Genomic DNA, 8,764 nt, shown 5'->3' with positions numbered 1-8,764 from the left:
CCCGATGGGTTAAGCCAAAACCATCTAAGTATCCCCATAAAAAGAAAAATGCCAGTCAGCTTAACTGACTGGCATTAGACCTAAGGTCCCTTTTTGCATTTACACAATAAACTTATTATTGTGCTGGTGCTTCTTCATTTTGAATTTCAAGTAATTCAACTTCAAATACAAGTGTTGAATTAGCTGGAATCTTACCTAAGTCACGGTCGCCGTAAGCAAGTTCTGAAGGAATAGTGAACTTGTACTTAGAACCTACTGACATAAGTTGTAAACCTTCAGTCCAACCAGCAATTACGCGGTTAAGAGGGAAAGTTGTAGGTTCGTTACGTGCATATGAGCTATCAAACTCAGTACCGTCTAATAAAGTACCTTTGTAGTGTACTTTAACTACGTCTGTTGCTACTGGCTTTTCGCCATCGCCTTCGCTAAGTACTTCATACTGCAGGCCAGACTCAGTTACTGTAACGCCTTCTTTTTTAGCGTTGTCAGCTAGGTATTTAACACCCGCTTCTTTGCTTTTTTCAGACTCTACTTTTGCTTTTTCTTCTTGCTTAGTACGTACTGATGTATCTAGTTCAGTTAATACTTCGCGAATTTTTTCTTCGTCAATTTTTGCATTACCAGCAAGTGCATCTTCAAAACCACGGATTAGAAGTGCTTGGTCTAGTTCAATACCAATTTCTGTTTTGTCTGCTAAGTCTTTATTTAAAAAGTTACCTACAGATGCACCAATACCGTATGCTTGTTGCTGTTCTACAGTGTCTAATTTAACTTCAGCTTGTTCTTTTTTTGCTTCTTGATTACAAGCTGTAAGCGCTAAAACTGACGCTGCAATCAATGACAATCTAATCGTCTTTTTCATTTTAAATCTCCGACACACTTTGCAGTTGTCATTTTAATGTATTATTACTAGTTAAAGATTAACGGCCCACATGATAGGCTGCTTGTTTAATGACTAAATTCCACATTGTTAGCTAAACTAAAAACATATCCAGTGATTAGACAAACAACCTAGGCATTTAACGCGTCCTAGTCTAACCTCTCAGTCACTAAGAGTTAAGGGGAAATACCTGTAATATGTCGATATTTCGTACTTTTTTAATCGTATTTAGCTGTTTTTTAGCCATCGCCTGTACCGATAAAAAGCAACACGCTGTAGCAAGTTACGAACATGCTGCACAAGGTGCGTTTTCATCAACACTTTCAAACGATGGTAAATACAGTTTGATCTCCTCTATCAACCATGGGGTCGCCCTGTGGGATAATCAACAGCAGGTACTAAAATACCAATGGTTTCAGCAGCAAGCTCAAGACAGTTTGGTATACGCCGTTGCTATTGCTTTTGATAACAGCGTGGCTGTTACCGCCGAAAAAACCACGTTTGCTGTGTGGGATATAGCCACAGGCAAAAATAAAGGTTATTACAAAATACAAAAAGCCAGTATTCGCGATATTGCTATTAGCAATCAAGGCCGTAGTGTTTTATACGGCCGTAGCGACGGCGTTGTCGTATTTGTAAACCTAGAAACCGGACGTCGTATTGAGTTTTTAGGTCATCAAGATAAAGTTAACACCGTTGACCTATCACCTAACGGACGCTACGCCTTAAGTGGCTCTAACGATTATGTTGCTTACTTTTGGGATACACGTACAGGGCAAGTAATTCATCGTTTTAATCACCCAACGCGTGTTACCCAAGTGACGCTCGATCCACAGGGTCGCTATGCGTTTACGGCCGACAGTATGGCACAAGCAAATGTATGGAAGCTGACTACAGGTGATCTTGTGAGTAAACTGAAGTATATTGCGCGTCAGAAAATTTTTACTGCTGTGCGCTTTAACGAACAAGGCACTTTGCTTGCAACCGGCTCGCCAAATAAGCGCGTAGATTTGTGGCAAATACCAAGCGGTGAAAAAATTCAAACTTGGCAGGTTACCCCGCGCGAAGGCAGTAAGCCTAAATCGGCGGTGGTGCTAGATGTGACATTTACAGATAACGGTAAGTCGTTGTTAACCGAAAGCTCCAGCGGTATCGCAGAGCGATTTATTATACGAGAGAATAATGAACACAATTGAACATCGCTTAATGGAACTTGAAGCCAAAGTGGCTTTTCAAGATGAGACGATTGAAGTCTTAAATGATGAAATAAAAGTGCACCAGCAACTTTTAGCAAAAATGAAACGCCAAACTGAGCTGCTAGCAGAAAAAATTAAAGAGTCGCAGTCATCATCGTCTATGATGTCTGAAGCACCTGAGCCGCCTCCACCGCATTACTAAAACCGGTAAAAATTAGGCAATAAAAAACCGGGTTAGTCGCCCGGTTTAAATACACCAATTACTTGTTCAAATTGGCGAGTAGACGCCTGAACAGCGTTATCGGGTTGCGCCATTTTATGACCACACTCAACACACTCTACTTTTTCAACATCATGTTCTCTGTATAGCATCATAGTATCCATGGCTTTGCAGTCAGGGCACGATGCACCAGCAATAAATCGCTTCTTTTGTCTCACAACATTTTTCCTGTGGTTTGAACTGCTGTCATTTTATCGTATAACTTCACTTGTTGATACGCTTGATAAGAGCATTAAGTTCTATGTTATGATAGCGCCAACTTAACAAGGGCACAGCAAAGTAACGCATTCATGATCCAAATCTCAGAAATAGAACTACTTCGTGGCGGTAAAGCCTTATTAAAAAACGCATCAGCTACATTATTCCCAGAACACAAAGTAGGCCTTGTTGGCGCTAATGGCTGTGGAAAATCAACGTTATTTGGTTTACTAAAATCAGAACTACAACTAGATGCCGGTAACTGCAGCATTCCAAAAGATTGGTCTATTGCCTCTGTTAAGCAAGAGACACCTGCACTTGAAATAAGCGCGATTGATTATGTACTTCAAGGCCACCCAGAATACTACGCAATGCGCATAGCACTGCGTGAGGCCGAGAAAAACAACGATGGCGACACACAAGCCAAAGTACATATTCAGCTTGAAAACATTAAAGGCTACAGCATTGAATCAACCGCCGGTGAGCTATTACACGGCTTAGGCTTTGCCAATAGCCTTATAGAAAACCCTGTCAGCTCGTTTTCGGGTGGTTGGCGTATGCGTTTAAACCTTGCCCAAGCATTAATACGCGACGCCGATTTACTATTACTCGATGAGCCAACAAACCACCTTGATTTAGATGCCGTTTATTGGCTTGAACGCTTTTTACGTGCTTATACCGGTACCCTTGTACTTATATCGCATGACCGTGAGTTTTTAGATGCGGTGGTTGATCAAATTTGGCATGTAGATAAGCAACTTATCAATGTGTACAAAGGTAACTACTCGCAGTTTGAGCGCCAAAAAGCAGAGCGTTTACTACAACAACAAGCAATGTTTGATAAGCAGCAAGATCAAATTGCACACTTAGAGCAATTTATAACGCGCTTTAAAGCAAAAGCCAGTAAAGCTAAACAAGCACAAAGCCGTGTAAAAGCGCTTGAACGCATGGAAAAACTAGCGCCAGCACATGCCGACTCGCCATTTAACTTTGAGTTTGCAGAGCCAAAAGCATTACCAAACCCACTAATGACAATAGATAAAGCCAAAGCGGGTTATGGTGACGTCACTATTTTAAATAATATAGAGCTAAACCTTGTACCAGGTAGCCGAATTGCTTTACTTGGTCGAAATGGCGCGGGTAAATCAACGTTAATTAAACTGCTTTCTGGTGATTTAGAGCCGCAAGCGGGCGAAGTTATTCAGCATCACGGATTAAATATTGGTTACTTTGCGCAGCATCAGCTGGAATCTCTTGATTTAAAAGCCAGTGCAATAACGCACATACAACGACTAGACCCAAAAGCCACTGAACAATCACTACGTGACTTTTTAGGCGGCTTTGCCTTCATTGGCGATAAAGCACTTGAGCCTGTAGCCCCATTTTCGGGCGGCGAAAAAGCACGTTTAGTACTTGCCATGTTGGTATATCAAAAACCAAACTTATTACTACTCGATGAGCCAACTAACCACCTTGATTTAGAAATGCGCCATGCACTTGTTATGGCACTACAAGGTTTTGAAGGCGCTATGGTTACCGTATCGCACGATCGCCATATGCTTAAAAATACCGCCGATGAGTTTTACTTAGTAGATGACGGCAAAGTAACCCAGTTTGGTTACGACCTAGATGCATATTACCAATGGCTACTTAATGCGAATAAAGAAGCGATTAAAGCGCAGCAAACCGACGAGCCTAAAGCAAACCCAGGTGTTAATCGTAAGGAGCAAAAGCGCTTAGAGGCTGAGTTTAGAAAAGCCATTCAGCCACTTAAAAAGCAAATTGAAAAGCTTGAAAAGCAACTCGATAAATTCACCGCTGAATTAAGTGAAGTTGAAGTGACCTTAGGTGATAACGAACTGTACAACGACGACAACAAAACCAAGCTTAAAGAGTTATTAGCCAAGCAAGCAACCCTTACGCCAAAACTTAACGACGTTGAAGAAGAGCTTCTTATGGCACTTGAAGAAATGGAAGAAAAAGAACAGGCATTCACCGATGAACTTGCTCAATAGCGACCATTTTTGGCAGTTTGCGTGCACTTTGTACGCAAAGCCTGAGCAACAAACAACCTTGCTGGCACTACAAAACCAGCAAGGAAAAAACGTTAATTTATGCTTATTGCTACTTTATTTAGATTCATTAAATTTAAGTATTAATACCCAACAGCTAAATGAGTTAACGCAAGTAGTTAGTGAATTTGATACTTATGCATTACAGCCTCTGCGCGCTGCTCGTAGCTATTTAAAAGCTAACCAGAATACGATAAGTGATTACGCCACAATACGCGCAGAGTTACTAAGCACTGAGCTAAAGCTTGAAAAACAACAGCAACATATGTTGATTGAAGCAGTAAATGAGTTTGAATTAATCGAGCATGCAGAACCAAACAATATTGAGCTGTATATGAAAGCCACTTAGGCTGCGACTTTTTATACCCTCCTCCACTGCTCATTCTATTTTCTTTGTGCAAAAAACCTTTAAGTAAATAATTCACAAAGAGGTTAAGAGGCGCTTCGCTTTTAGAGGAAAACAAACTAGATTACTTAGATAAAAATATAAATATTGAGCGGCTGTTTAGCTCAGCATTTTATTACCCTGCCCCCATTTGCTTCTCTTTTTTTCTCTTCGTGCAAAAAATCTTTAAGTGGTTTACTCAAAAAAGTTAAAAGCGCTACGCTTTAGGGGAAGTGAAAAAACATGGATTACAATCAGCTCACTATTTCAAGCGAAAAACTCTCTTAGCTCTCAGTGGTATAACTTAGTAGCCTTTAAAGCATGATCTAAATCAACTTAGCTTCACCCCTATATCTGCTTATGTAAATAACTTGATCTCGATCACGTTGCGACCTGCAAACACCGCCTATGATTAATCCATCAACAACGAGGGGAACAAATCATGAGCGTATTCTTTAGAGATTTTTTTACAGATCCAGTTTTATTTATGTCTTTTGGATTTTTAACTATCGTTGTTTCTTTGTGTATCTTTTTTGCTTTTTTCTTTCTGAAAAAAATACATGATGCAGAAATTCCTGACCAAAATTAAGCACGACGCACTAAAGCGCCTTATTAGTTTACTAGTTAGGCGCTTTTTATTTTCTGAAGCGAAAAATTTGGTACACTAGCTTTTCGTTTAATACAAAGTGCGTAGTACAAACATGATCTCTCAGTTCAAACCAGCATGGTGGATGACCAATCGTCACGTTCAGACCATAATGCCGCGTTTTTTCCGCCCATTTCACCACACTCGCTACGAACTTGAGCAACTTGATACACCTGATGGTGACTTTATTGAGCTCGCATGGTCACTTCCACATAACGAAACCGCTCCACTTGCCGTTGTTTTACATGGCCTTGAAGGCAATATAAATAGCTTTTATGCCAAAGGCATGATGAAGGCGTTAAAAAAGCAAGGTTATGCAGTTGTGCTTATGCACTTTAGAAATTGCTCAACTGAAGTAAATCGCCTGCCACGTGCTTATCACAGCGGTGACACCGCCGATTTAGCCTTTTTTATAAATCACTTAAAGCTGCAATTTCCTGAGCGCACTATGGTCGCTGTAGGTTTTTCGTTAGGCGGTAACGTACTGGCCAAATACTTAGGTGAACAATCACAAGCATGCCCACTAAGTGCTGCAGCGGTGGTATCTGCTCCTTATGATTTGTCGTCATCAAGCGATGTTATTCGTAAAAGCTTAGGTAAAATTTACCAAAAATATCTGCTCGATCGCATGAAAAAATCAATGCAGCGAAAGCTGCCACAAATTAAGCAGCAAATTCCTATAACTACCGATCAATTAATGAATATTGATGATTTATTAGAGTTTGATAACCAACTTACAGCACCGTTACACGGCTTTGAAAATGCCCACGATTACTATCGTAAAGCCAGTGCCATGCCGTACTTAAAAGATATTGCTATACCCACACTTATTATTCATGCCAAAGACGACCCAATGCTCTCAATTAAGGCCGTACCGAGTAGGCAAGATGTGAGTGAGCATGTTACGCTGCGCATCTCTGACAAAGGCGGACACGTTGGTTTTATTAGCGGTAAAAATCCGTTTAAGCCTATATTTTGGTTAGAGAAAGCCGTGCCATGCTATTTTGGGCAACATGTTTTAGGCAACGCAAACAAAGAGCAATTATGATTATCCCTTTTGAACAACTCGATAAAGATACACTGTACAACCTAATAGAAAGCTATGTACTGCGCGAAGGCACCGATTATGGCGAAGTAGAAGCAAGCATCGAATCTAAAGTTAACCAAGTTAAGCTACAGCTTAAAAATGGCGAAGCAATGGTGTTTTTCTCAGAATTACATGAGTCAGTTACTATTATTTCTAAGGGCGAATTTAAAGCGCTGCAAAGTGAAGAGCATCAAGCAGAGGCGTTTGATTAAGGTGTAGTACTTGTAACTTTTGAATTGAACGTACACAATGGCTTTTTACCCAAAGAGCCAAAACATGATAAAACTCAGCACTCTAGTGGTAGCCGTATCACTAGCATTAACTAGTCAAGTCCATGCAGAACAAACAATAACAGCATCCGACAAAGCAATTAAACTCGCTAAAGACACCATTTTAATTGATACCCATATCGACGTACCTTATCGAATTCACGAAAGCTGGGTTGATGTAACTAAAGCGACAACTGATGGCGATTTTGACTACCCTCGCGCTGTAAAAGGCGGTTTAAACGCACCGTTTATGTCGATTTATATTCCTGCGCATTTGGAATTTGAAGGTAAAGGAAAAAGCTACCAACTAGCCAATCAAATGATTGATAGTATGGAAGCTATAGCCCAGCGCGCACCCGATAAGTTTGCTATTGCCAGCTCAAGCACTGATATAGAAGAGCAGTTTAAGCAAGGTAAGCTGTCTATTGCAATGGGTATGGAAAATGGATCTCCTATCGAAGGAGATATGAAAAACCTTCAGCACTTTTACGACCGCGGTATTCGCTACATCACGCTAGCGCACTCGCAAAGCAACCATATTTCAGATTCGTCTTATGATATTCGCCGCAAATGGAAAGGTTTAAGCCCATTTGGTAAAAAGCTAATTACTGAAATGAATAATATTGGTATGTTAATCGACGTTTCTCATATTTCTGATGATGCGTTTTATCAGGTTATGGATCTCTCTAAAACACCCGTAATTGCCTCTCATTCATCACTTCGTAAATATACTCCTGGCTTTGAGCGTAATATGAATGACGATATGTTATTAGCACTTAAAGAAAATGGCGGTGTTATTCAAATCAACTTTGGCTCAAGTTTTGTTACCGCTAAAGCAGGCAGTTGGGGCAAGCAGTTAAAAAGCACAAAAGAGTCGGTTAAAAAAGACGGGACTAAATTAAGCAAAGATTTTGATGCTGCCTACCGTGCTAAAAACCCTTACCCATTTGCAAGCCTTGAGCAAGTACTTGATCATATTGATCACGTAGTTGAGCTAATTGGTATTGATTATGTAGGTATTGGCTCTGATTATGATGGAGTAGGCGATTCATTACCTATCGGTTTAAAAGATGTATCTAGCTACCCTAACCTTGTTCAAGGTTTAATGGATAGAGATTACAGCGATGCTGATATTAAAAAAATTCTTAGCGGTAATTTATTAAGAGTTTTAAAGCAAGCTGAAGAATATGCGAAGAAAAATTAAAGCTTTTTAGCGTATATTAGTTATTGGCTAAAATACCAAAAGCTAATTCAATATAAGCGCGGCCTAGCCGTGCTTTTTATTGGTACCAATTTTATTAAAAGCATGATCATTTTAACGTATTAAATAGTCCATTAACTGCGTAGTTATTTTCAGCAATCTTTTTCCTCGGGTTTCGTAAAACTCAATCCAAGCTACGGCAATAAAGTTATAACGAAAAGCCAATCACTTTTCTTCAAGCATTAAAAAAGGCCACCTGAGTGACCTTTTTCTAACAATTAACTTTAAAGTTAATTATTACGCTACGATAGTTGCTACAAAGCACCTACGCCTAAGGTAAGAGCGCCACCTTCATATGACACTTTTCTTCAGGCATTAAAAAAGGCCACCTGAGTGACCTTTTTCTAACAATTAACTTTAAAGTTAATTATTACGCTACGATAGTTGCTACAACACCAGCACCTACAGTACGGCCACCTTCACGGATAGCAAAACGAAGACCTTCATCCATCGCGATTGGTGCGATTAGAGTTACTGTCATCTTGATGTT

General features: G+C 40.0%; 9 protein-coding genes and 1 pseudogene. 7 read left to right on the top strand and 3 right to left on the bottom strand.

The window, feature by feature from the left end; all coding sequences use genetic code 11:
• Positions 1 to 115: 115 nt before the first annotated feature.
• Entirely contained in the window at positions 116 to 862 is a 747-nt protein-coding gene (gene fkpA, locus I6F66_RS20155) for an FKBP-type peptidyl-prolyl cis-trans isomerase (RefSeq protein WP_007582243.1), read from the bottom strand.
• A gap of 215 nt (positions 863 to 1,077) precedes the next feature.
• Between fkpA and I6F66_RS20150 the strand changes: the two genes are divergently transcribed.
• Positions 1,078 to 2,076, top strand: a complete 999-nt coding sequence (locus tag I6F66_RS20150) for a WD40 repeat domain-containing protein (protein ID WP_197120232.1) — start codon at positions 1,078 to 1,080, stop codon at positions 2,074 to 2,076.
• On the top strand, positions 2,063 to 2,278 hold the full coding sequence (locus tag I6F66_RS20145; protein ID WP_007378900.1) for a SlyX family protein: 216 nt from the start codon (positions 2,063 to 2,065) through the stop codon (positions 2,276 to 2,278). The genes I6F66_RS20150 and I6F66_RS20145 overlap by 14 nt, the downstream gene beginning before the upstream one ends.
• A 32-nt stretch (positions 2,279 to 2,310) precedes the next feature.
• On the opposite strand, the gene I6F66_RS20140 is transcribed toward I6F66_RS20145, so the two are convergent.
• The gene (locus I6F66_RS20140; protein ID WP_007378899.1) at positions 2,311 to 2,514 is read right to left on the bottom strand and encodes a YheV family putative zinc ribbon protein; all 204 of its coding nucleotides are present in this window, start codon (positions 2,512 to 2,514) and stop codon (positions 2,311 to 2,313) included.
• A 132-nt stretch (positions 2,515 to 2,646) separates the two neighbouring features.
• Between I6F66_RS20140 and I6F66_RS20135 the strand changes: the two genes are divergently transcribed.
• The 5 genes from I6F66_RS20135 (at position 2,647) to I6F66_RS20115 (ending at position 8,217) form a co-directional block, all read left to right on the top strand.
• A complete protein-coding gene (locus I6F66_RS20135) occupies positions 2,647 to 4,569 on the top strand; it encodes an ATP-binding cassette domain-containing protein (RefSeq protein WP_197209641.1) in 1,923 nt (640 codons plus the stop codon).
• Positions 4,553 to 4,975, top strand: coding sequence for a TIGR02444 family protein (locus I6F66_RS20130; RefSeq protein ID WP_165741370.1), 423 nt, complete (start codon positions 4,553 to 4,555; stop codon positions 4,973 to 4,975). Before I6F66_RS20135 ends, I6F66_RS20130 begins: the two co-directional genes overlap by 17 nt.
• A gap of 737 nt (positions 4,976 to 5,712) precedes the next feature.
• Positions 5,713 to 6,705 (top strand): hydrolase, encoded by a 993-nt coding sequence (locus I6F66_RS20125; protein ID WP_165741905.1) that lies wholly within the window; start codon positions 5,713 to 5,715, stop codon positions 6,703 to 6,705.
• Complete coding sequence (locus I6F66_RS20120; protein WP_007582257.1) at positions 6,702 to 6,956, top strand: YheU family protein; 255 nt, start codon at positions 6,702 to 6,704, stop codon at positions 6,954 to 6,956. Before I6F66_RS20125 ends, I6F66_RS20120 begins: the two co-directional genes overlap by 4 nt.
• A gap of 64 nt (positions 6,957 to 7,020) precedes the next feature.
• A complete protein-coding gene (locus tag I6F66_RS20115; RefSeq protein WP_165729563.1) occupies positions 7,021 to 8,217 on the top strand; it encodes a dipeptidase in 1,197 nt (398 codons plus the stop codon).
• Between the two features lie 427 nt (positions 8,218 to 8,644).
• Here the strand turns inward: I6F66_RS20115 and I6F66_RS20110 are convergent.
• Positions 8,645 to 8,764: pseudogene (locus tag I6F66_RS20110) on the bottom strand (elongation factor Tu); the annotation flags it as partial.

Source organism: Pseudoalteromonas sp. NZS100_1 (assembly GCF_015864285.1).
GTDB classification, from domain to species: domain Bacteria; phylum Pseudomonadota; class Gammaproteobacteria; order Enterobacterales; family Alteromonadaceae; genus Pseudoalteromonas; species Pseudoalteromonas arctica.
This window is presented reverse-complemented; position numbering and strand designations above follow the sequence as displayed.

Coding starts and splice junctions, on each gene's coding strand:
- fkpA (WP_007582243.1), bottom strand. CDS start 862: ATGAAAAAGACGATTAGATTGTCATTGATTGCAGCGTCAGTTTTAGCG.
- I6F66_RS20150 (WP_197120232.1), top strand. CDS start 1,078: ATGTCGATATTTCGTACTTTTTTAATCGTATTTAGCTGTTTTTTAGCC.
- I6F66_RS20145 (WP_007378900.1), top strand. CDS start 2,063: ATGAACACAATTGAACATCGCTTAATGGAACTTGAAGCCAAAGTGGCT.
- I6F66_RS20135 (WP_197209641.1), top strand. CDS start 2,647: ATGATCCAAATCTCAGAAATAGAACTACTTCGTGGCGGTAAAGCCTTA.
- I6F66_RS20130 (WP_165741370.1), top strand. CDS start 4,553: ATGAACTTGCTCAATAGCGACCATTTTTGGCAGTTTGCGTGCACTTTG.
- I6F66_RS20125 (WP_165741905.1), top strand. CDS start 5,713: ATGATCTCTCAGTTCAAACCAGCATGGTGGATGACCAATCGTCACGTT.
- I6F66_RS20120 (WP_007582257.1), top strand. CDS start 6,702: ATGATTATCCCTTTTGAACAACTCGATAAAGATACACTGTACAACCTA.
- I6F66_RS20115 (WP_165729563.1), top strand. CDS start 7,021: ATGATAAAACTCAGCACTCTAGTGGTAGCCGTATCACTAGCATTAACT.